The sequence below is a fragment of the Erythrobacter crassostreae genome, assembly GCF_019204045.1.
GTDB lineage: Bacteria > Pseudomonadota > Alphaproteobacteria > Sphingomonadales > Sphingomonadaceae > Erythrobacter > Erythrobacter crassostreae.
On sequence record NZ_JAGSPC010000001.1, the window covers coordinates 978967 to 999392 of the forward strand.

General features: G+C 58.6%; 21 protein-coding genes. 20 read left to right on the forward strand and 1 reads right to left on the reverse strand.

Annotation, left to right across the window (positions count from 1 at the left end):
* From KCG46_RS04915 to KCG46_RS04925, 3 genes are read left to right on the forward strand one after another with little or no spacing between them, the layout of a single operon-like run.
* Positions 1-936 (forward strand): flagellar motor protein MotB, encoded by a 936-nt coding sequence (locus KCG46_RS04915; protein WP_218405310.1) that lies wholly within the window; start codon positions 1-3, stop codon positions 934-936.
* Positions 937-988: 52 nt separating this feature from the next.
* The gene (locus KCG46_RS04920; protein ID WP_218404183.1) at positions 989-3424 is read left to right on the forward strand and encodes an HAD family hydrolase; all 2436 of its coding nucleotides are present in this window, start codon (positions 989-991) and stop codon (positions 3422-3424) included.
* A complete protein-coding gene (locus tag KCG46_RS04925) occupies positions 3421-4242 on the forward strand; it encodes a class I SAM-dependent methyltransferase (protein WP_218404184.1) in 822 nt (273 codons plus the stop codon). The genes KCG46_RS04920 and KCG46_RS04925 overlap by 4 nt, the downstream gene beginning before the upstream one ends.
* A gap of 101 nt (positions 4243-4343) precedes the next feature.
* On the opposite strand, the gene KCG46_RS04930 is transcribed toward KCG46_RS04925, so the two are convergent.
* Complete coding sequence (locus KCG46_RS04930; RefSeq protein ID WP_218404185.1) at positions 4344-5162, reverse strand: flagellin N-terminal helical domain-containing protein; 819 nt, start codon at positions 5160-5162, stop codon at positions 4344-4346.
* A gap of 321 nt (positions 5163-5483) precedes the next feature.
* Here KCG46_RS04930 and KCG46_RS04935 point away from each other — a divergent pair, with 321 nt between their 5' ends.
* Genes KCG46_RS04935 through fliD form a run of 17 tightly spaced genes read left to right on the forward strand, consistent with a single transcriptional unit; the run spans position 5484 to position 20411 of the window.
* The gene (locus KCG46_RS04935) at positions 5484-6770 is read left to right on the forward strand and encodes a sigma-54 interaction domain-containing protein (protein ID WP_218404186.1); all 1287 of its coding nucleotides are present in this window, start codon (positions 5484-5486) and stop codon (positions 6768-6770) included.
* Complete coding sequence (fliE, locus tag KCG46_RS04940) at positions 6767-7132, forward strand: flagellar hook-basal body complex protein FliE (RefSeq protein ID WP_218404187.1); 366 nt, start codon at positions 6767-6769, stop codon at positions 7130-7132. The genes KCG46_RS04935 and fliE overlap by 4 nt, the downstream gene beginning before the upstream one ends.
* A gap of 3 nt (positions 7133-7135) precedes the next feature.
* Positions 7136-8776, forward strand: coding sequence for a flagellar basal-body MS-ring/collar protein FliF (gene fliF / locus KCG46_RS04945; protein ID WP_255551767.1), 1641 nt, complete (start codon positions 7136-7138; stop codon positions 8774-8776).
* Complete coding sequence (locus tag KCG46_RS04950; RefSeq protein WP_255551768.1) at positions 8776-9822, forward strand: flagellar motor switch protein FliG; 1047 nt, start codon at positions 8776-8778, stop codon at positions 9820-9822. Before fliF ends, KCG46_RS04950 begins: the two co-directional genes overlap by 1 nt.
* The gene (locus tag KCG46_RS04955; RefSeq protein ID WP_218404188.1) at positions 9803-10459 is read left to right on the forward strand and encodes a FliH/SctL family protein; all 657 of its coding nucleotides are present in this window, start codon (positions 9803-9805) and stop codon (positions 10457-10459) included. The genes KCG46_RS04950 and KCG46_RS04955 overlap by 20 nt, the downstream gene beginning before the upstream one ends.
* On the forward strand, positions 10423-11796 hold the full coding sequence (locus KCG46_RS04960; protein WP_439648811.1) for a FliI/YscN family ATPase: 1374 nt from the start codon (positions 10423-10425) through the stop codon (positions 11794-11796). The genes KCG46_RS04955 and KCG46_RS04960 overlap by 37 nt, the downstream gene beginning before the upstream one ends.
* Positions 11789-12244, forward strand: a complete 456-nt coding sequence (locus KCG46_RS04965) for a hypothetical protein (RefSeq protein WP_218404189.1) — start codon at positions 11789-11791, stop codon at positions 12242-12244. Before KCG46_RS04960 ends, KCG46_RS04965 begins: the two co-directional genes overlap by 8 nt.
* Positions 12241-13752 carry a hypothetical protein gene (locus tag KCG46_RS04970; RefSeq protein WP_218404190.1) on the forward strand — a complete coding sequence of 504 codons (1512 nt, stop codon included), beginning with the start codon at positions 12241-12243 and terminating at the stop codon, positions 13750-13752. The genes KCG46_RS04965 and KCG46_RS04970 overlap by 4 nt, the downstream gene beginning before the upstream one ends.
* Before the next feature lie 33 nt (positions 13753-13785).
* Positions 13786-14367 (forward strand): flagellar basal body-associated FliL family protein, encoded by a 582-nt coding sequence (locus tag KCG46_RS04975; RefSeq protein WP_218404191.1) that lies wholly within the window; start codon positions 13786-13788, stop codon positions 14365-14367.
* The gene (locus KCG46_RS04980; RefSeq protein ID WP_218404192.1) at positions 14364-15311 is read left to right on the forward strand and encodes a flagellar motor switch protein FliM; all 948 of its coding nucleotides are present in this window, start codon (positions 14364-14366) and stop codon (positions 15309-15311) included. Before KCG46_RS04975 ends, KCG46_RS04980 begins: the two co-directional genes overlap by 4 nt.
* A complete protein-coding gene (gene fliN, locus KCG46_RS04985; protein ID WP_218404193.1) occupies positions 15308-15628 on the forward strand; it encodes a flagellar motor switch protein FliN in 321 nt (106 codons plus the stop codon). The genes KCG46_RS04980 and fliN overlap by 4 nt, the downstream gene beginning before the upstream one ends.
* On the forward strand, positions 15625-15903 hold the full coding sequence (locus KCG46_RS04990; protein WP_369410167.1) for a flagellar biogenesis protein: 279 nt from the start codon (positions 15625-15627) through the stop codon (positions 15901-15903). The genes fliN and KCG46_RS04990 overlap by 4 nt, the downstream gene beginning before the upstream one ends.
* Positions 15903-16691 carry a flagellar type III secretion system pore protein FliP gene (gene fliP / locus KCG46_RS04995; RefSeq protein ID WP_218404194.1) on the forward strand — a complete coding sequence of 263 codons (789 nt, stop codon included), beginning with the start codon at positions 15903-15905 and terminating at the stop codon, positions 16689-16691. The genes KCG46_RS04990 and fliP overlap by 1 nt, the downstream gene beginning before the upstream one ends.
* Positions 16692-16704: 13 nt before the next feature.
* Positions 16705-16977 carry a flagellar biosynthetic protein FliQ gene (locus KCG46_RS05000; RefSeq protein WP_218404195.1) on the forward strand — a complete coding sequence of 91 codons (273 nt, stop codon included), beginning with the start codon at positions 16705-16707 and terminating at the stop codon, positions 16975-16977.
* Between the two features lie 16 nt (positions 16978-16993).
* Positions 16994-17791, forward strand: coding sequence for a flagellar biosynthetic protein FliR (locus KCG46_RS05005; protein ID WP_218404196.1), 798 nt, complete (start codon positions 16994-16996; stop codon positions 17789-17791).
* On the forward strand, positions 17788-18918 hold the full coding sequence (locus tag KCG46_RS05010) for an EscU/YscU/HrcU family type III secretion system export apparatus switch protein (protein WP_218404197.1): 1131 nt from the start codon (positions 17788-17790) through the stop codon (positions 18916-18918). The genes KCG46_RS05005 and KCG46_RS05010 overlap by 4 nt, the downstream gene beginning before the upstream one ends.
* Positions 18919-18959: 41 nt before the next feature.
* Positions 18960-20411 carry a flagellar filament capping protein FliD gene (gene fliD / locus KCG46_RS05015; RefSeq protein ID WP_218404198.1) on the forward strand — a complete coding sequence of 484 codons (1452 nt, stop codon included), beginning with the start codon at positions 18960-18962 and terminating at the stop codon, positions 20409-20411.
* Positions 20412-20426 lie beyond the last annotated feature (15 nt).

The window sequence follows — 20426 nt, forward strand, 5'->3', positions numbered from 1 at the left end:
ATGGCAGAGGAAACCGAAGCGCCGCCCGCGCCCATTATCGTCAAAAAGATCACAATCGCAGCGGCTGACGGCCATCATGGCGGCGCCTGGAAGGTTGCCTATGCCGATTTTGTGACTGCGATGATGGCGTTCTTTCTTTTGCTTTGGTTGCTCGGCGCAACAGAGGAAAACCAGCGTAAGGGCCTGGCCGACTATTTCTCCCCGACGCTCGTCAAAATGCGGCAGGAAGGCGCCGGCGCGGACGGCATGCTTGGCGGTAGCTCGATCACAGACCCAGACAATTATCCCAACGCTCAGGGGCAGACCGGCACTCAGTCGATCACCATCCCGCGCGGCGCAACCGGCGGTCCGGTTGAAGGCGGCGGGCGCGGAGAATCAGATGCCGAACGTGTCAAAGAGCTACGCGAGAAAATCGCCGGGGAACTGGCGAAAAAGCAGCAGTTGCGCAAGTTGGCGAAACAGGTGCGCGTTATGCGTGCGCCGGAAGGCATCAGGATCGATCTTGTCGATGATGCTGATTTTTCGATGTTCGCGCTTGGAACAACGATCCTGACCAGCGAAGCACGGGAAATTCTTGATATCATTGCTGGGACTATCGAGGGAGAGAATGTGCCCTTGATCCTGCGCGGTCATACAGATTCGCTTCCATGGCGATCAGACGTGGTGGCGAACAACTGGTCTTTATCGACTGGGCGCGCCGAGGCGACGCGACAGGCGCTCATATTGAACGGTATGAACCCAGAGCGCTTTGCCCGCATCGAAGGGGTGGCCGATCGTGAGCCGTTGATTGCGGAAGACCCCACAGACCCGCGCAATCGGCGCATATCACTGCTTCTGCTGAAGCAAGGAGGCGAGGCCGCCCGTGCCCGCCCGCGTGTCGCAGTAAGTAGCTCTGCGGAGGCAGACGCATCAGAACCGTCAACCATGTCTAACTAGCTCTCTCGCCAGACGGCGGCGCGGTGCCGCTGCCACGCAACGGAGCGAGAAAATGACAGAAACAATCCTGCCGCATGAATTGCCGCATGCGCTTAACCGCGCACCCGCTGGCGTAAAGCTGCTTTCGCTCGATTGTTTTGACACGCTGTTATGGCGCGATCGCCATGCGCCGACCGATGTCTTTTCCGAATTGCAGGGCGTTTTGCCTGGTCAACGCATCGTTGGTGAGGCGAATGCACGGAAAATCCGCCGGACGCTTCGGCGCAGCAATGAAGTCGGGCTTGGCGAAATATACGAGCAAGTGATGCCGAACGCTTCGACGGATGCGCGAAGGCAAGCGATCGCGGAAGAACTCGCTGCTGAGGCGCGGAGCTGTTTTGCCTTTGAACCGACGGTTGAATTGATGCGCGCCGCCAAGGCGGAAGGCTTGGCGGTCATCATCGTTTCCGACACATATCTGGATGTCACGCAGCTGGAACAGTTGATCCGGGCTGCCGCTGGAGATGAAGTCGCAGACCTGATTGACCGCGTTTTTGCCTCTTCACAGGCCGGAATATCCAAAGGCGAAGGCCTGCTCGCTAAAGCATTGAAAACGATGAAATGCCGCCCGCATGAGGCGCTGCATCTGGGGGACAACAAGGCGGCAGATTTTGAAGCGTCACGTGCGCTCGGCGTGCCCGCGCTGCACCTGAAACAATTTGGCACAGCTGCGCTGCAACGTCTGCGATTTGAGCGCGCTTTTGGACAGCTTATCGGTGAAACTAGCGACGGTGTTCGCGGTCTCCAAACGCACCGCGCGCTGATTTCAAGAGATGAGACGTCAGACCGCGATCCGGTCAAAGGCCTTGGTTATTCGGTGTTGGGTCCGGTTTTCGCCGCGTTTGACCAGTGGTTGCATGCGCAAGCAAAAGCGCTCGCCAATTCGAATGGCGGAAAGGTCCATTGGCTTTTCATGCTGCGCGACGGTCACCTGCCTTGGCTTGTGCATGAAGCGGGCAATCCGGTTGGAGAGACAGCGAGGGTCGAGATCAGCCGGTTCGCCGCGACCGCCGCATCGCTGACCACGCGTGATGCCTATGAACACCATCTGGCGATGGAGCACGGGCTAAATCCCTCTACGCTCGCGCGGCAGATGCTGCTCAATGAAGACGAGATTGCGCGAATTATCGGATCGCCTGAAAGCGATGAAGAGAAAACCGAAGCAAGCGCCAAGCTGCTTACGGAACTGCGCAAAGGACAACGCCAGAAGACGACGATCCGGCGCGCTCGCGCATTTGCCGATCGGTTGACATCGCATGTGCGCCAAGCAGCCAATCCGCAGCCAGGCGATACGCTGATGCTGGTTGATCTTGGATACAATGGATCTGCGCAAAATTGCGTTGACGCGCTGCTGCGAGAGACTTTTGATGTGCATGTCGCAGGCCGGTATCTGCTGCTGCGCGAAATGCAGACGACCGGTCTGGACAAGAGCGGTTTGATCGATGCGCGCAATTTCGATCCTGAGTTTCTCGAAGCTTTGTGCGGCAATGTTGCTGTGATCGAACAGTTGGCGACATGCGAACTCGGATCGGTGGTAGATTACACACAAACCGGCGATCCGATCCGCAAAGATAGCGCTGTCAAAGGCAAGCAAAGCGAAGTGCGCGATGCAGTGCAGCGCGGGGTTGTGTCCTTTGCAAAGGCATCCGCCAATCCGCCGGTGATCCGCCAGCAAGATAGTCATGCAGAGCGGGCATGGCGTGACGGCGCGGCGGCAGCCCTTGGCCGGTTTATGTTCCTGCCACTGCCGCATGAATTGGATGTCGTCAGCCGGTTTGAGCACGACGTGAACATGGGCAGCGAGCGCATGGTGGCCTTATTCGACGCTGACCATGCGCGCGAAGGAATGCGACGCCGCGGGCTCTTTTACATGAAGGGTTCGGCGCGGATGTTCCTACCAGCCGAACTGGCGCATGAAGACATGAGCACCCGACTGGCATTGATCGCCCAAAAACGGTTCGGGCTTGGCCTTAACTATACCGATTATGCGCCGACCGTGCAGAAATTACCGGTGTTCTACGTCAATGAAAACGACACAGCGGTGTCATCGGTCGAAGCCCGCGCCACGCATGACGGGTACTTTTCCGCCAGGGTTCCATTGGGTGAACGTGGCTACGGCGCGGCCTTACAATTGGGCGCGGCATATGAATGGATCGAGCTTGCCTCGATCACTTGCGCTCCCGTCAGCGCCCTTACCGGAAGCACCGCGAACGATGCAAAGCCGGTGCCGGTCACTTCGCAATTTGATGGGCTTGAAGAGCGCGCCCCCGGATTGTTCGAATGCACTTCGGAACATGCAGTCGCGCTCGTCCCGCCGGATGGAGTGCCCGCATCCGATGAACCGCTGATGTTAGAATTTGTATTCCGTCCTCTGAGGAAACGCGGGGAGAGCGCCATCCCTTTTGCTGCACGTGCAGCGTCCATTTCGGCAAAGGAGAAAGCCGCATGACCAATCTATTGATCCATTCGATGTCTGAATTTTCCGGGATTATCATGCCCTGTCTGGTGGAAGCCAAAGTCGCCAATATCACCGAGATTGGCAGTGAATTTGGCGGCATGTCCAGAGTGCTGGCCGATCATTGTGAGGGGCAGGGAGGAACCCTGACCTGCTTCGATCCCGAACCGGATCCCAGTTTTTCAGAATGGGCAGAAGAACACGCCGCTGTTTGCCATGTGAAACAGCCCAGTCTGGATGCGCTGGAGACCGCAGGCCCTGCTGATGCGTGGTTTGTTGATGGCGATCATAACTATTTTACGGTTTTCAATGAGCTCGTGCATGTTGACCGGATATGCCGCGAAGCAGATCGGCCTCTGCTGGCGTTCTTGCACGATGTCTCATGGCCGTGCGCGCGGCGCGATTTTTACTACGCGCCATCTCGGGTTCCGGACGATTGGCGTCACCCGCATAGTTACGACCATGGTGTCGTCCTCGACGATGACGGTGCTCTGAAGGATCGCGGCTTTCGCGGCGGCGGCAGCTTTGCTGTCGCCTTGGAAGCAGGTGGTCCGCATAACGGCGTGCTGACCGCTGTCGAGGATTTCATCGCCCAGACCGACACCGAAGAACGCCCGCTCTACTATGTCCATGTGCCAGCGGTTTTCGGGCTCGGCATTGTGTTTGATGCCAGCGCGCCTTGGGCAGAAACGCTTGGCAAGTTCCTGTTACCGTACCACGAAAACTCCCTAATCGCGCGGCTCGAAGAAAACCGGCTGCGCAACTATCTCGAAGTGATCGATTGGCAGGATCGCAAGTCTTCTACGGCTTAGTTTGAAACCATTCCTTTCCCAATTACCCAAGCAAAAAGCCCGGAACCATTGCGGTTCCGGGCTTTCGCTTTGCCCCCATCGGGAGCGCTGGAGAATGTGGTTTATCGCAGGAGCGACAACACGTTTTGTTGCGACTGGTTGGCCTGAGCCAGCATTGCAGTTGATGCTTGGTTGAGGATTTGAGCCTTTGCCAGAGCGGTCGTTTCGGCCGAGAAGTCAGTGTCTTCAATCCGCGAACGAGCATCGGACAGGTTGGCTGATGTCGTCGTCAGGTTGTTGATTGCCGATTCAAGCCGGTTTTGTCCCGCACCAAGCGATGAACGCGCGGTGTTCACACTACTCAATGCTGAGTCGACGTTTGTAATTGCAGTTGCCGCGTTGGTGGCCGAGCTTACATCAAGCGCAGCAGCGGTGATTGCAGTGCCGTCAATTCCGGTGCTGGTCAGCGTAACGTTGCGGCCCGCATCGATTGCGATGTCGACTGTTACGTCGGTGCCGCTGGTGGTGCTGAAGAGCGAGACGCCGTTGAATTCTGTGTTGGCGAGAATGTCGTCAATCTGGCCCGCGAGCTCGGTAACTTCTGTGTCGAGGAAACCGCGATCTTCTGCATCCAACGTACCGTTGCTGGACTGGATCGCAAGCTCACGAACGCGCTGAAGCATGTTCGACACTTCACCCAGTGCACCTTCGGCGGTCTGTGCCAAAGCGATACCGTCATTGGCGTTGCGGATACCTTGGTTGAGGCCGCGAATTTCCGATGTGAAACCCGTTGCGATGGAAAGGCCCGCTGCGTCATCGGCTGCGCTGTTGATCCGGCGGCCGGTTGAAAGGCGCTCCATAGCAGTGTCGAGCATGCGGTTTGCTTGCATGCCTGAATTGGCGGCGCGCAGAGCAGAGGTGTTGGTGTTAATTACGGACATTGGTCAAACTCCCGATAGTCTTCATACAGCGAGAGGGGCTCGCCGCTGGTGACCATTAGAGCGACCGTCTGCCGCGATGTTTAAGGACCTGTGTCGTTTTTCATTTTTTGACAGGGTCGCTGCCAGCCTCGCGTATAATCAACAGCGTAAAAGCAGCGAATAGGTGGTCCTACGAGGGCTTAAATTACCTCTATTTTGTCCGGCAAGGCGGCAAATCCTTTCCGACGCACGAAAACAGTCGTGAAAATAACGAGGCCAATTGGTTCTGCTATGCTGAATTCATCTTTCGACGCCCAAACATCAGTCCCCTTTGACGAGGATATGGCTCTTGCCAATCCAGCAGAGGCGGACAGTCTGGAAGCCCGCCACCGTGCCTTGCTCGGCACAACTCTGCCGCTTTTGGCAAAGGATTGGCAGCGCAGCCGGCTGGATATCGGAGAGGGCGGGAAATTTGCCTGCCCGGCAGGTGGGCGAAAGACTGACCGGATAGAGATCGACTTGACGAGAGCTGATAAGCCGTCGCTAAGCTGGCGCGCTGATCATCGCGTAGCTTTGGAATACAAAGACAGCACACTGGACGCGGCGCGCGCTGCCTTTATCGCGGTGGCCGCGCAAGGTGGTTGGCCGATTGCAGCAGATGATCACAGCCTTGCACTGCTTACCCTGGCTCAGCGGATCGCACGCAGCGAAATCCCAGTCCTTCTCGAGGGGCCAACCGGCACGGGTAAAGAAGTGCTCGCACGGTTCGTTCACCGGCTATCTTCCCGCAACAGCGGTCCGTTTGTAGCCGTCAATTGCGCTGCCATGCCCGAAGCAATGCTGGAAGGATTGCTGTTCGGTCACCGCAAAGGGGCATTTACTGGCGCAGCTGAGGCCCGTGACGGGCTTTTCCGCGCAGCCCATGGCGGCACGCTGCTGCTTGATGAGATTGGCGAGCTTCCGCTTGCCTTGCAGTCCAAGCTGCTGCGCGCTCTGCAAGAAGGCGAGGTGTTGCCCCTTGGCGCGACCAAACCGGTAAAGGTCAATGTTCGCGTTGTAGCATGCACAAACCGCACGCTTAGCGCAGAAGTCGAAGCGGGTCGTTTTCGCGAAGACCTGCTTTACCGTTTGAACGTTTTCCCCCTTGAGCTCGCCGCATTGCACGACCGGCGCGGCGATATTGCGCCGCTCGCCTTCGGAATGCTTCTGCGTCACGCATGCCGCGATGATATGCCGGGCTGGATTTCCGGTCAGGCTCTCGCCCTTTTGCAGACGCATATCTGGCCCGGAAATGTCCGCGAGTTGGAAAATGTGATCCGCCGCGCGATCCTGCTTGCAAGTGATGCCGATCAGATCGGTTCGGAACATATTGTCTTTGATCAACCGGTTCGTTCGGCAGCCGAGCCCGGTCATGAAAGCCTTCCCGCGCCATCGATGCCGCGCGCGGGTGGGAAATTGTCCGACGTTGCGTTTCAATCAGAGGCGCAGGCGATCCTGACAGCGTTGGAAAGCCATGGCGGACACCGCGCAAAAACCGCGCTCAGTCTCGGCATTTCCGAACGCACATTGCGTTATCGTCTCGCATCAATGCGCGAGTCCGGCCTGATGGCTGCTGGCGGTGACGCATGAACGGTGTCCGTCCGACCTCAGGTGTGCAGGATGTGCTGGCTCTGCGTCAGGAAGTGCTGACCCGCAGCAAAGCTCTGCAAGATGTGCGAGCAGCCACAGCCCCTGCCGCGCCAGCCGATGGCGGCGTTAAAGCGCCCGCTGGCGCCGATTTTGCCGATACGCTTGGCGATGCCTTGCAGCAGGTGAGTGCGGTTCAAAAGCGGTCTGGCGATATGCAGGCCGCTTATGAGCGCGGCGAAGTAACCGACATTGCGAAGGTAATGCTGGCACGGCAGGAGGCAGGCGTCGCGTTCGAAGCCACGCTTCAGGTGCGCAATAAGCTGCTGTCTGCCTATCAAAGCATCATGCGGATGGGGAGCTGATAGATGGCTGAGACAACGATGCCGGTCCCCACTGGCGGTGCTGCGATCCCTGTAACGGATGGCTCTACGCTGCCTGCGCACCAATCTGGCGATTGGCGCGCTCAATTGAGCGCTTTTACAAATCAGCCCGCCATTCGCCGCGCTTTGCCGGCACTGGCTGGCCTTGGCGTGATGGCAATCATCGCCGCGCTCTATTTGGGCATTTCCCAAGGGCCACAGCGGATTCTTTACTCCAGCCTTAGCGACGGTGAACGCGCAAAGGTGGTTGATACATTGGAGCAAAGCGGGATCGGCTATTCGATCGACACCGGCACAGGTGTTGTAACCGTCGGTGAGGATGATCTTTACCGTGCGCGCATGGCCGTTGCGAGCGACGCAGGTCTTGCGGCTCCCGAAGGGGCAAGCGAAATGCTGGATGCGATCCCGCTCGGTTCCAGCCGGACATTGGAAGGCGAACGCCTGCGGCTCGCGCGCGAGCGTGAATTGATGCTCACCATTCGAGAGATAGACGGAATCGAAGCGGTGCGGGTTCACCTCGCCACGCCCGAACGGTCTGTTTTCGTGCGGGAAAGCAACGCGCCCACTGCCTCGGTGATGGTTCGCCTCGTCAGTGGCCGATCGCTGGGTCAGGATCAGGTCGAAGCTATCGTCAATCTCGTTTCCGGATCGGTGCCCGGGATGACCGCGGAATCGGTTCGTGTCGTCGATCAGAACGGACGACTTCTGTCTTCTGCACGCGATCCTTCGATGGACGGGTTGGTTCTGCAACGCGAGTTTGAAAGCAAACTGCAGCAACAGATAAGCAGCCTGCTCATGCCGCTTTTGGGTGACAGCAATTTTTCCAGTCAGGTCCAAGTCGAACTCGACCAAAGTGAAGTCACAGCCGCCCGCGAAAGCTATGATCAAGACGGCGTTGTTCGCAGCGAAAGCGAACGCAGCGCTACGCGCTCTGCTGGTGCGCAAGCTGGCGGTGTTCCCGGCGTTACCGCCAATACGCCGCCGCCAGATGCAGAATTGGTTGATGAAGCGCCGCAAGCCACAGATGTTGCAGAAGCCGGTGAAAATGCACAGGTCCCCGGTGACAGTGAAACAGCGATACGCCGCGATTATGAGCTTGGCCGTGAAGTCGCGGTGACAAGCACACGGCCCGGCGGTCTGGTCAAACTGTCCGTCGCGGTGGCCGTAAGTGACGAAGCGCTTACGGCGGCGGCTCCTTTGACAGCCGAACAGCTTCAAGCGCTGGTCAGCGCGGCCGTCGGCGCGGACGAAGCACGCGGTGATCAGGTCGAAATCGCAATCAGCGCATTTGAGACGACCGAAATCATCCCGCCAGCGTTTTATGAGCAGCCGTGGTTCGCGGCGGCGCTGCGATACGGCACCGCCTTGCTGGCCGTGCTGCTGGTTCTTCTGATGGTTGTGCGGCCTTTGATGAAGAGGTTGCGGAGCGACAGCGAGAGTGAAGCTGTTGATGATGATGAAGCCGATGTGTTGATCAAGGCGGGTTCAATTCAAAGCTCGGGGACCTCCGCAGACCTACCGCGTCAGGTTGAACTCGCTCGTCAGCTTGCAACGGCGCAGCCCGACCGTGCGGTCGAAGCGCTGCAGCGAATGCTTGAGCCACCGGCGGACAAGGCGGCGACATAATGAGCGCGATGAAACCACTGGAAGCCTCCGATGGGGCAGCCGAAAGCGCGCTTCCGGCGATGAGCCGGACACAGAGGGCCGCCGTATTCCTTACTTTGTTGGCAGAGGAAGAAGCGACATCTCTGTTGTCGCGGCTTGGCCCGGGAGAGCTGGAACGACTTGGAGTGGCCATGTGTGCGCTAGGCGAAATCAACCAGACGGGCATTGCCGAGGCAATCGGTGATTTCGTGACCGAGGCAGATCGCGAGATTCTTCCCGCTCGCGATCGTTCTCAAGAGGTCCGTTCTTTGCTGACACAGGCGCTGGGCGAAACCAAAGCGGAAAGCATGATGCAGCGAATTGAGCCGGAAAGCCGCCCGCGTTCGATTGAAATGGCGCGCTGGCTTGCACCCAATGTGCTTGTGAAACTGGTCGATGGCGAACATCCGCAAGTGATTGCCGCTCTGCTTTTGATGCTTGAGGCGGACTCCGCGGCAGAAGTGCTCTCCGGCATTCCCGAGATGGCGCAATCTGCGGTTGTAGAGCGGATCGCGCGCATCGGCCCGATCTCAACACAGGCGGTCGATATGATCGACAATCTGCTGTCGCAGCGGATTGGTGCCAACTTCGGGGCAAGCGCTTTGATGCTCGGCGGTCCGCGCGAAGCGGCTGATCTGATCAATCGCGCGGCAGGTGAGGTTCGCACCAATGTCTTGCCAGTCATCGCACAGATTGATCCGAGCCTCGCAGAGGCGATCGAAGAACAGATGTTCACCTTCGAAATGCTGCTGGACCTTGATGCTCAAGCAATGGGCAGATTGCTGCGCGATGTTGACAATGAAGCGCTTGTTGATGCCCTTAAGGGGCTGAAAGACGATGAGCGCACGCCATTCTTTGCGGCTATGTCGAGCCGTGCTGCTGACGGTATTCGCGATGAAATCGAGCTGCGCGGAAAGCTCGCGAAAAGTGACGTTGAAGCAGCGCAAAGGAATATCGTCGAAACAGCCCGCAACCTTGCGGATCAGGGTGAAATTTCGATTGGAGCCGATGATGGCGAGTTCGTCTGATTGGATCGCCGCACTGGCTGGCGCTCCGCAAGAAGATGCAGCTGAGATGCCCGGTTGGATTGCAGCGCTTGGCGAAAGTCGGGGCTTTCAAGAAGGAATGGCATTCCGCGCGCCCTCGGCAACATCCGCGCCGCAGCATGCAGTCGGTGAGAACACCAACGCCGAACCAGTGACCGAAGAGATTGACGCTTTAGAGCAGGCATTCGCCGACGGCGAAGCAGCTGGGCGTGCGGCTGCGCAGGCAGAGATCGAAGCGACTGCATCACGGCAACGCGATGTGCGGCTGGCGTTCCGTGCTCTTGATCAGGCCGCTATGGACGCATTTGCAGAAAGCCTGTCTGAAACGGTGATTTCGCTTTGCGAGCAGGTGCTGGATGCGAGCGCGATCAACAAACATGGCCTATCGGGGCGAGTGCAGGAGGCTGCTAAAGCGCTGGGCGCAGCCCCGGAGCATTGCGCGCTGCATCTCAACCCTGCTGATATTGAAATGCTTGGCACTGCCGCGCCGCAAGGCTGGGTGCTCAATCCCGCTGAAGACGTGCCGCGCGGATCGCTCCGCCTTGAGAGCGGGGACGGCCTTGTTCATGACGGACCGGACCAATGGCGACGCGCGATTGCAGAGGCGCTGCGCGGATGATCGCCGAATTGCAGCTTGAACTGGCGCGGATGCGCAGCCTGAATATCAATGCCGGACCTGTACTGACAGGTAAGGTCGCCGCGTGCGATGGCGGCCTTGTCGAGGTGGCGGGCCTTCCGCTGCCGATCGGTTCGCTTGGCGCAATAGAGAACGATGATGGTGAGGTTTCGCTCGCCGAAGTGATCGGTTTCCGCAGCGGGCATTCGTTGATGATGTTGCTGGGTGATACGGTGCTTTTGCGGCCGAATGCGCCGGTCAGGGCACTGGGCAATCCCGGTGCTGTGCCATTGGGTGAGGTCTTATTGGGCCGCGCGGTAGACGGGCTTGGCAAACCCATTGATGGCGGCCCGCCGCTCGCCTTTGACCAGACATGGCCGCTCGCCGGGCACCGCGAAGGGGCGCTGGAACGTGCGCCCGTAGCCGTGCCTATTGATTGCGGGGTGCGCGCCATCAATGCCTTGGCGACGATGGGCGTAGGGCAGCGTTTGGGCGTTATCGCAGGCTCAGGCGTCGGAAAATCCGTGCTGATCGACACGATTGCCGGACATGCAGAGGCGGATGTAATTGTGGTCGCGCTGATTGGCGAACGCGCACGCGAAGTTTCGGATTTCGTCAATCGCCACATGCAAGGCGCACGTCGAGGCCGGATGGTGGTTGTCGCAGTGCCAGCCGACCATGCACCCAATCTGCGACTGCGCGCGGCGCAATATGCCAGCGCGATTGCTGAATATTTCCGGGCTCAGGGGAAACGGGCTCTGTTGATCCTGGATAGCCTTACGCGCGTGGCCCATGCGGCTCGCGAATTGGCACTTCTGCTTGGCGAGCCGGGCGCCGCGCGCGGGTATCCGCCCTCGGCCCTAGCTGCAGTCACAAAGCTGGTCGAGCGGGCGGGCAATTCGGCGCGCACAGGCGGATCGGTGACAGGCCTCTATACCGTTCTTGCCGATGGCGATGATGCTCAGGACCCGGTGGTCGATACAGCGCGAGCTATCCTCGACGGGCATATCCTGTTGTCACGCGATCTTGCGCAGCGTGGCCATTATCCGGCCATAGACATTCCCGCTTCGCTAAGCCGCGTGATGGACGATCTGGTTAATGAGCCTGTGATTGAGGCCGCCCGGCAATTGCGTTCGCTTATTTCTGCGCGGGACGAAAACCGCGATTTGGTGTTGATGGGTGCGTATCGTGCGGGCGCAGACCGGGTTTTGGATGCCGCTTTGGAGCATAGCGCCGCAATCGATGCGTTTTTGAAACAGGCCCGCGGTGAAGCCGTAAACCTACCGGATAGTTTGGCGCAAATGCAGGATGTCGCAGGCCTAACGGTTCAAAATGCGTGAAAAGCGCCAGCTTGCGCTTCTGCGCCGTCAGCAAATGCTTGCCACCATTGCGCGGCGTGAAGCGATGCGTTCGCTTGCCGATGCGGTGGGCGAAGAGAGCAGGAGCGCAGGGCTCGCAAATCGTAGCCGTGAACTCGCCGCCACTTATCAATCACGCATCGGTGCCACGAATGGCGAAACGGTTCGCCTTTCGGGACAGTTTGCCGGATCGCTCGCGGCGCTGGCACATTACGCGGACCAATCACGCGGTCAGGCAGTGGAGCAGATCGAAAGCGGGCAGGAGGTGTTGGCGGCTGCCGATAATCGCATGCGCCGTTTGAGCGAAAAGGCGCAGCGCGCGCAGCAGGACCTGGAGGCCCGTAAGGAAGGTCGCAATGCCGAGTTTGGCGTGCGGCTGGCACGCAAGTTGCAGAACGACGGGGACGGCCAATTGAGGAGCCCCCGATGAATTTGAATGCGCTTGATTTCCACTCGCTGCTTCCCGTTCCGAAAGCTGGACTGAAACTGCCCGATGGAATCGAAACTAGTCTTGAACCGGTGCCGGGGGATGTGGGTCCTGCCCTTTTGGAAAGCCCGGATGTTCCGCTGAAACCGTCCTTTGCGGGCATCCTTGATGCCAAGGCAGAAGCGCGGCTGGACGTGAAACCGGAATTGGCGAAGGCCGGGTCAATTGATGCGGCCGCAACGCCGAGTGCTGAAGCGGTTGGCCGCCCGGCGAGTCCATTGCCGCCCGGCAGTTTGATGCCGCAATCCGGAAACAGCTTGCCGGTCAGCACGACTGCGGCAATCGCGCCCGCACAATCGGACCTCGGCAACGTCCAAGTGACGTCGGAGCCTTTGCGAGATGTCAAAGAGACGCCTTTGAAGGGCGGCGAGCCTCCGCTCAACCAGACAGCATTGTCGCAAGACGGCAACAGAATTGCGGCCCCGGCGGCTAAGACTGCTGCTTTGGAGCAAACGCCAGAGGCACGAGTTGACGATGTCAAATTTTCACAGCGAGTTGCGGTGACGGACCGCACGCCGGCATCCCTAACTGATGTTGCGGCTGGCAAGCAGGTTCAGCCGGCGAGCAGCGTTGCGGCTGTTCAGGCGGCTATACCTGCTGCAATTCGGCAAATCCTTTCAGGCCGATCACAGGATGTCCGACAGCGGCTAGAAGGGCAGGCGTGGATAGATCGGTCCACTCCTGCTCAACCCACTGCCAGCCAAAATGTCTCTCCGGCGATGCTGGAGGATGAGGTAACGGCGAAAGCGGACCCCAAAGGTGCTGTGGATGCCACCAAACGGCAGACTACCGGTTCGGAACAGTCCCTGACCGACCGCACCATTTTGAAGCTCGACCAATCGTCTCAGCAAGTGGCCCCTTCACCGACCTCTAACGGCACGCCTATGCCGGTGTTGGCTCCTGCCACTGCGTTTCAAGCGCCTTTTCAATCGCTAACTTCTCCGCCAATCGCAACAACCGCTCCCGCTGAAACTCGCGTTGCCGCTAGTATCGAGAACGCCGTTAGCCAATTGACCGAGGCGCGCGAAAGCGGCCGCAATATCCGCCCTGAGCTTGCGTTGAAGCACGCGGAGTTTGGCGCGGTTAATATGCGGCTGGAGAATGTTGCGGGTGATTTGCGCGCAACGCTTAGCAGCCGCGACCCGGGCTTTGTTCCCGCTGTTCAGGCGGCAATGCCGGAACGTGCTGTAGCCTTCAATACGGATCAGGGTTCAACTGCATCGCAGCGCGGCAATGAAGGGATTGGAACGGGGCAATCGGGTAGCGGTAACACGGCGGGCCACGGCGGCAGCCTTCACGGCGGTGCAAACCAAAACTCCGATCCCCGCTACGGGTCTTCCACAGGGTCAGGTCAAGCATCGTCTCAACCATATTCAGCGCATCAAGCATCCGAAGAGCGAAACTTCGCAGCAAGCGAGCATGACAGGACCGATAGCGGCCTGTTCGCCTGACTGCGGGACACCGCACCAAGGAGCTGAAGCGCAATGGCAAAAGATAAAAGCGATAAAAAGGAAGAGCCTGAAAAAGCCAAGGGCGGGATGATGAAGATCATCATCATTGCCGTGGCTATGCTCGGGGTCGGTGCTGGCGGTGCCTATGGAGCATTTGCCGCAGGGCTGCTCGGTGGCGAAGTGGAAGCGGGGCCGGACCTGCCGCAAATGGTGCGTAAGGGTGAAAGCGATCCCTATGCTCTTCCTGACAGTGACAAGGATGGCGGCGAGATTGTCTATGGCGATGGCGGCAGCGAATATCGCACCGTTTATTACGGGTTCGAAGACAGTTTTACGTCCAACCTTTCGGATTCGCCCGGCCTCATTCAGGTTGAATTGGCGGTGTCGACACGGCGCGATGGACGTGTTCTCCAATGGGTAAAGAACCACGAGCTCGCCATCCGTTCCGCTATTCTGGCGCAACTCGCCGCTACACCGGAGGCGGATGTCTATTCTGTTGATGGCAAGCAAAGCCTTTCCGACCGCCTAACCAAAGCGATCAACGAAGTTCTTGAAGAGAATGAGGGCTTTGGCGGGATCGAAGCGGTGCATTTCAAGGGGTTCTTGGTCCAATGAGTATGGAGCTTCCCACCGAAACGGTTTTGGCCGGCGCGCGTCCATTGGCGCAGCATTGTGAACAACTCGCAGCGCGCGGTCCGCGCCCCGAAGAGCGCGCAGAAGCGCTAACGCTTTGGCGGCGTGAATTCACGCGCGCATTGTCGCAGGACCTTGAAGGGCTTCTTGCCGGGGATCGCCCGGGAGTGACCATCGACGAACCCGAAATGATTAGCGGGTCAGAGGTGTTTTCCCGCATCGGACCCGTGGCCGCCAACAGCCTGCTGCGTTGCGGAATTGATGAGCGCACTGTTCTGTTCTCAATCGACTGGCCAACAGCCATCGCACTGACAGATCGATCGTTTGGCGGCGAAGGCGTTCCTGGCAAAGAACCGCCCGAACAACTGCCGCGTTCTGCGGCGCTCTTGGTCGATCAGTTATCGGCCAGCATTGCTCAGGCGATTACGCGTGCTGGCATAGGCGAGGCGGGCGATCTTGAAGCCACGACCCTCACAGGTGATGTTATCGTGCGCAGTGAAAGCGCGAGCCGCCTCAAGCCGTTCGGGCCTGACTGCAATTGCCAGCTTTTCTCGCTGCGCATTCTGGCGGGTAAGGACAAACATTGGGATGCTTTAATTGCCGTTCCAGACGAAACGCTGGATGCGCTTTTGCCCGGAGCCAAAACGGTCAAGTCAGATCGCCCCGCTGCCTCACCTGAGCAAGCGGCACGTACAGCGCCATTTTCCGGTATTCCGCTGGGTCTTGGAGCGGTCCTGGCAGAATTCGAACTGTCGCTGAACCGGCTCGATGACCTTGCACCCGGCGATCAGATTCCGCTGTCTGTGGCGCGCGACATACCGCTGCGGCTGGGCGATGAAATCATCGCGCATGGCAGTCTGGGGTCGCTCGAAGACCGGATGGCTGTCCGCATAACCCGTTTCCCGGACCAAGGGGCATTGTCATGACTACCATTCCATCTGCACTTCACCGGTTCGGTGATGTCACTGTGCGCCTTTCTGTTGAGCTGGGCCGCGCTGAAATGCCTTTGAAAGAGGTCCTGTCGCTAAACGAAGGCAGCGTTGTTTCGCTTGACCGTCTAACCGATGAATTGCTGGATGTGACCGCCAATGGGCGGGTCATTGCACGCGGTGAAGTGATTGCGCAGGATGGCCGATTTGCCTTGCGGATCGTGAGCCTGGCCGGTGAGGACACGCCTGCTTCAATACCTGTCCCTCCGGCCGAACCGCGCGGCGAGGCACCGGCTCAGGCGCCGCAGCCATGATGGTCGAATATTTCTTGCGGCTGGCATTGCTGCTGCCCCTGCTCGGCTTGCTGATTTGGGGAAGCCTGCGGCTGACCCGCTATCTCCAAACGCGTTTGAACACGGCGCAAGGCAGCGGCCAATCGGTGCAGCTTGTCCAGACAAGCCTGATCGCGCCGGGCCTTAAACTGGCGGTGATCCGGTTCCACGATCGAGAGATTCTGGTGGGCTGTTCACGTCAGGGCTTGGTGCGTCTGGGCGAAGCGGAAGCCAACCGGTCCGACGGGCCAGATTGATGGCTTTTCTTACTTCAATCCGCGCGATTTTGCTCATCGCGGTGCTGGCCTGTGCCTTTGCACCTGATGCAGCTTTTGCGGCTCTGCCTGCGGCTGACCCCGCGGGCATCGGCAGCGCGATGGAGCGCGCGCTGGGTAGTGATGGCGCGGGCGAAGACAGTCCTTTAAGCGTCTCACTACAATTGCTGGTGGTGATGAGCTTGCTCACCATCTTGCCAGCTTTGGTGCTGATGATGACAAGCTTCCTGCGCATTTTGGTGGTTTTGTCGATACTGCGGCAGGCCATTGGTTTGCAGGGATCGCCGCCGACCCAGGTGCTCGTCGGATTGTCGCTGTTTCTCTCGCTGTTTGTCATGGCGCCCACGCTGGATGCGGTGAACAGCCTTGCGATTGAACCCTATGCAGCTGGCACCATGAGCGCAGATGCAGCGATCGCCAGCGCCGGTGAAGCGTTTCACAGTTTCATGCTGCGCCAAACGCGCGAGGCGAACCTGATCATGTTCACCGATATCGCCGGGGTTGGCGCGTTTTCCGACCCTTCAGAGGTGCCCTTTTCAATTCTGCTTCCCGCATTTGTGACCAGCGAATTGGAGACGGCATTCCAGATCGGTTTTATGCTGTTCCTGCCGTTTCTGGTCATTGATCTGGTGGTTGCCAGCGTATTGATGAGCCTGGGTATGATGATGCTTTCACCAACCATTGTATCGCTGCCCTTCAAATTGCTCTTGTTCGTGCTGGTTGATGGCTGGGCGCTCCTAATGGGCAGTCTCGCGATGAGCTTTGGGTAGAGGCGGGCTGACCATGCAGGAAGATGCACAGCTTCTGGCTCTGGCTGATCAGACCCTTTGGGTGACCGCCCTGATTGCGGGGCCCGTTTTGATCGCGGCGCTGGTGATTGGTCTTATCGTCGGCATTATTCAGGCGGCGACGTCTGTGAACGAGCAGACGCTCACCTTTGTGCCTAAGCTGGGCATTGTTGCGCTCGTCTTTGTAGTGCTGGGCGGAACGATGATGGCTCTGCTGGGCGATTTTCTGCGCGAGATATTCGCGCAGATCGCGCTGGTTTCGGCGTGATCGCCGCGGTCAGCACATGAACGTCCTCGATTTCGGTTTCGGGCCCATCGAAGAGCAGTTGTGGCAAATTCTGTTCCTGTCGATCCGCTGCGGCGCGGCCTTGATCGCAGCGCCGATGATCGGCGGAATGTCTGTCCCGTTTCAATTGCGCGCTCTGCTGGCATTGGCGTTTGCCGTGTTCATCTCGATCTGGATACCGCTGCCAGCGCTCCCCGATATGATGAGTTTCGCTGCCATATTGGCAGTCTTACAAGAGGTGATTATCGGCACGGCGCTGGGGTTTCTGCTGCAGATTGCCTTTGCCATTCCGTTGATCGCGGCGGAGCAGATTGCAGGCACGATGGGTCTTGCCATTGCCACATCGATTGACCCGAATAGCGGCGCTCAATCGGGCGCGCTGGGCACGTATTTCGGATTGATCCTAAGCCTGCTCTTTTACACCATTGGTGGCCATTTGCTGTGGTTTGAACTGCTCATTGAAAGCTACCGGATTTTGCCTGCCGGATCATTCGCGCTGGGCGACATGCAGGCCCGCGATATTGTGCTGTTCATGGGATACGGATTTGCGACAGCGGCGGCGATTGCGCTGCCGGTGGTGCTCGTTCTGTTGCTGGTGCAAATCGTCACTGGCGTGATCTCGCGATCCGCGCCTGCGCTCAATCTGTTCGCGCTTGGCCTGCCTGCCGGCGTGCTGGCTGGGATTGCCGCGCTGATTGTGGTGATGCCGATTGTGGTCGAGCAATTCATTGCTTTGCTGCAAATGACGCTGGAACAATCTGCAGGCTTGATTGACAATACGAGTACTGCGGGATGAGCGAAGAAAGCACCGGCGAAAAGACTTTCGAGCCAACGGAAAAACGCAAATCCGATGCCGCCAAAAAGGGCGACGTTCTGCGATCAAAAGAGGTCGGTACGGCCGCAGCGATGGCAATTGGAACATTGATGCTCGTGATGATCGGGCCGTGGCTGTTCGAAAGCGTGAGAAGCGTGGCCAAAGCAAGCTTTCGTTTCGATCACGGCGATCTTCAAAACTTTGCCCCGCAATCGATGTTCTCTTCTGCTGCCGAAGCACTCCTGCCCCCGATTTTTGCAATCGGATTGGCAGTGATTGTCATGACGGCCGGGTCTCAGCTCTTGCTGGGAGAAGGGCGGTGGGTGCCTTCGCAAATGAAGCCCAAGGGTTCGCGGATTAACCCGCTCTCCGGGCTAAAGCGAATGTTCGGGATGCAAGGGCTGATTGAATTGGGAAAAGGCATCCTCAAGCTGTTGCTGCTGGGCGCAATCGCATGGTGGTGGGCTGCATCAAACATCCCGATCATCATGGGCCTTGGACGCGGCCCCTTGAATGGGCAGCTGTCTTTCGCTTGGGATGCGGGTCTGACGCTTGTCGGTTTGATGGTGATTGGTCTCGGCATTATCGGATTGGTCGATTACCCGCTGCAAAGGTTCCAGCGCTCCAAACGGCTTAAGATGAGCCACAAGGATATGCGCGATGAAAACAAGCAATCCGAAGGCTCGCCCGAAGTGAAGATGGCCCGCCGTCAACGTCAGCGTGATCTGGCGAGAGGCGGTGTCGGGGCGGCGATGAAAGACGCACAATTTGTGGTTGTGAACCCGATGCATTTCGCCGTCGCGCTTACTTACGATCCGGCCATCGCGCCCGCGCCGGTGGTCCTTGCCAAAGGGCGTGGCGAAACGGCGCTGGCCATGAGGGAAATTGCCGCTGAAGACGGGCTTCCGGTTCTGCGCTATCCTGCGCTCGCCCGCTCGGTCTACTTTACGACACGCACCAATCAAATGGTTCGTGAAGAGCTGTACATTGCGATCGCCACACTGGTCGCTTTTGTCCTGTCGTTGAAACGGGGAGAGGCTCCGGAAATGCCAGCGATTGATGTTCCCCTGGATTTACGGTTCGATGCTGAAGGCCGCCAGCAGCATTAATCCGGGCAATGCGAGGGTTTGCGGCTTAAGCATGCGCGATTATGGCCGTTCTAAGCGGCATGGAAAATGTCGGCGCATCTATTATTTCATCGCTTGGAGCAGGCAGCGGGGTGAATTTCATCCAGCTTGCCGAGGACATCTCCGATGCAACCTATTCATTTCAGCGCGATGATCTGGCCGCGCGCAATTCCGCGCTTGAGGCGCGAATTTCTGCCGCCTCTTTGTTGCGGAACTCGCTGTCGCAGCTTGCCTCTGCATTGGGCGACCGGGTCCGCAATGGCGATCTCGCACCGCAGGCCAGCATAAGCGATCCGTCTGTTGCAGCAGTCACCACCGCTGCTGGCACAAGCCCGAGCGGTAGCTACACTTTGGAAGTCAGCCAGCTCGCGCAGAGCCAGACGCTGGTATCGCAAAGCTATACCAGCGCCGATGATCTGGTTGGCGAAGGCAGCCTGACGATCCGGTTTGGTGCAGTCGACGGACCCAGCTTTACCGAAGATACGACGCAGAGCGCGCTGAACATCACGGTTGAAGACACGGACACTCTGACAACGCTGGCTTCCAAGATTTCAATCGAAAGCGGCGGGGATCTGCAGGCATATGTCGCCCAAGGTTCCGGCGGTTCACAGCTCGTAATCAAAGGCCGCGATGGTGCCGACAACGGATTTGTTCTCGAACCGGCGAGTTCTGCTTTGATACCCACGCAGACGCCCGGTGACCTAAGCTATCTTGCATGGTCGCCAGCAACCGATAACGGCGAATTGCGGCAAGCCTCGCAAGACGCGATTTTCGAGCTGGACACCGTTGAGATGCGCAGCGCCAATAACACCGTAACCGGACTGCCCGAAGGGATGACGCTTGAACTGACGGGAACCAATACTGGCGCGCCAGCCGACATTGCATTTTCCAACGATAGCGGCGCAATCACCACCGTAATGGCCGATTTTGTCGCTGCGTTGAACGATCTGACCGCTCAGCTGAATGAGTTCGCTGCCGCGCAAGGCGGCGCGCTGGGCAATGATCCAGGAGCGCGCGAATTCAAACGTGATCTGGCGCGTCTGAGCAGCGAGATCATTATGCCAAACGCAGCCGAGGGAGAACCCAACACGCTTGCTGATCTTGGCCTTTCGCTAAACCGCGATGGCACATTCCGGTTGGATACCGAACGGCTCAATGAAACTCTGGCCCAAAGCCCAGAGGGCGCAGCGGCGATGTTCACCAACGGCCCGTTCGGCGTCTTTGCGACGATGGACAACCTCGCGCGCGCAAACATACTTACAAGCGATCCGGGATCTCTGGGCGGGTCTGTGTCGCGTTATGAAGACCAGATCGAGCGCAACGAGGCCCGGCTTGAACGCATTGCAGAGCAGCAGGATAATCTTCGTGAAAGGCTGACACGCAACCTTGTGACGGCGGAACGCCAGATTTCTGCTTCGCAATCGACCTTGGGTTTCCTGCAGCAGCAGATCGATATCTGGAACGGTTCGAACTAGGCCGCCGGTGACAGA

What these genes read in the sequence shown, in the direction of transcription:
- KCG46_RS04930 (WP_218404185.1), bottom strand. Translation starts at nt 5,162, where the DNA reads ATGTCCGTAATTAACACCAACACCTCTGCTCTGCGCGCCGCCAATTCA.
- KCG46_RS05010 (WP_218404197.1), top strand. Translation starts at nt 17,788, where the DNA reads ATGAGCGAAGAAAGCACCGGCGAAAAGACTTTCGAGCCAACGGAAAAA.
- KCG46_RS04955 (WP_218404188.1), top strand. Translation starts at nt 9,803, where the DNA reads ATGATGGCGAGTTCGTCTGATTGGATCGCCGCACTGGCTGGCGCTCCG.
- KCG46_RS04965 (WP_218404189.1), top strand. Translation starts at nt 11,789, where the DNA reads ATGCGTGAAAAGCGCCAGCTTGCGCTTCTGCGCCGTCAGCAAATGCTT.
- KCG46_RS04950 (WP_255551768.1), top strand. Translation starts at nt 8,776, where the DNA reads ATGAGCGCGATGAAACCACTGGAAGCCTCCGATGGGGCAGCCGAAAGC.
- KCG46_RS04920 (WP_218404183.1), top strand. Translation starts at nt 989, where the DNA reads ATGACAGAAACAATCCTGCCGCATGAATTGCCGCATGCGCTTAACCGC.
- fliE (WP_218404187.1), top strand. Translation starts at nt 6,767, where the DNA reads ATGAACGGTGTCCGTCCGACCTCAGGTGTGCAGGATGTGCTGGCTCTG.
- fliD (WP_218404198.1), top strand. Translation starts at nt 18,960, where the DNA reads ATGGCCGTTCTAAGCGGCATGGAAAATGTCGGCGCATCTATTATTTCA.
- fliN (WP_218404193.1), top strand. Translation starts at nt 15,308, where the DNA reads ATGACTACCATTCCATCTGCACTTCACCGGTTCGGTGATGTCACTGTG.
- KCG46_RS04990 (WP_369410167.1), top strand. Translation starts at nt 15,625, where the DNA reads ATGATGGTCGAATATTTCTTGCGGCTGGCATTGCTGCTGCCCCTGCTC.
- KCG46_RS05000 (WP_218404195.1), top strand. Translation starts at nt 16,705, where the DNA reads ATGCAGGAAGATGCACAGCTTCTGGCTCTGGCTGATCAGACCCTTTGG.
- KCG46_RS04915 (WP_218405310.1), top strand. Translation starts at nt 1, where the DNA reads ATGGCAGAGGAAACCGAAGCGCCGCCCGCGCCCATTATCGTCAAAAAG.
- KCG46_RS04925 (WP_218404184.1), top strand. Translation starts at nt 3,421, where the DNA reads ATGACCAATCTATTGATCCATTCGATGTCTGAATTTTCCGGGATTATC.
- fliF (WP_255551767.1), top strand. Translation starts at nt 7,136, where the DNA reads ATGGCTGAGACAACGATGCCGGTCCCCACTGGCGGTGCTGCGATCCCT.
- KCG46_RS04975 (WP_218404191.1), top strand. Translation starts at nt 13,786, where the DNA reads ATGGCAAAAGATAAAAGCGATAAAAAGGAAGAGCCTGAAAAAGCCAAG.
- KCG46_RS04980 (WP_218404192.1), top strand. Translation starts at nt 14,364, where the DNA reads ATGAGTATGGAGCTTCCCACCGAAACGGTTTTGGCCGGCGCGCGTCCA.
- KCG46_RS04960 (WP_439648811.1), top strand. Translation starts at nt 10,423, where the DNA reads ATGGCGACGCGCGATTGCAGAGGCGCTGCGCGGATGATCGCCGAATTG.
- KCG46_RS04970 (WP_218404190.1), top strand. Translation starts at nt 12,241, where the DNA reads ATGAATTTGAATGCGCTTGATTTCCACTCGCTGCTTCCCGTTCCGAAA.
- KCG46_RS04935 (WP_218404186.1), top strand. Translation starts at nt 5,484, where the DNA reads ATGGCTCTTGCCAATCCAGCAGAGGCGGACAGTCTGGAAGCCCGCCAC.
- fliP (WP_218404194.1), top strand. Translation starts at nt 15,903, where the DNA reads ATGGCTTTTCTTACTTCAATCCGCGCGATTTTGCTCATCGCGGTGCTG.
- KCG46_RS05005 (WP_218404196.1), top strand. Translation starts at nt 16,994, where the DNA reads ATGAACGTCCTCGATTTCGGTTTCGGGCCCATCGAAGAGCAGTTGTGG.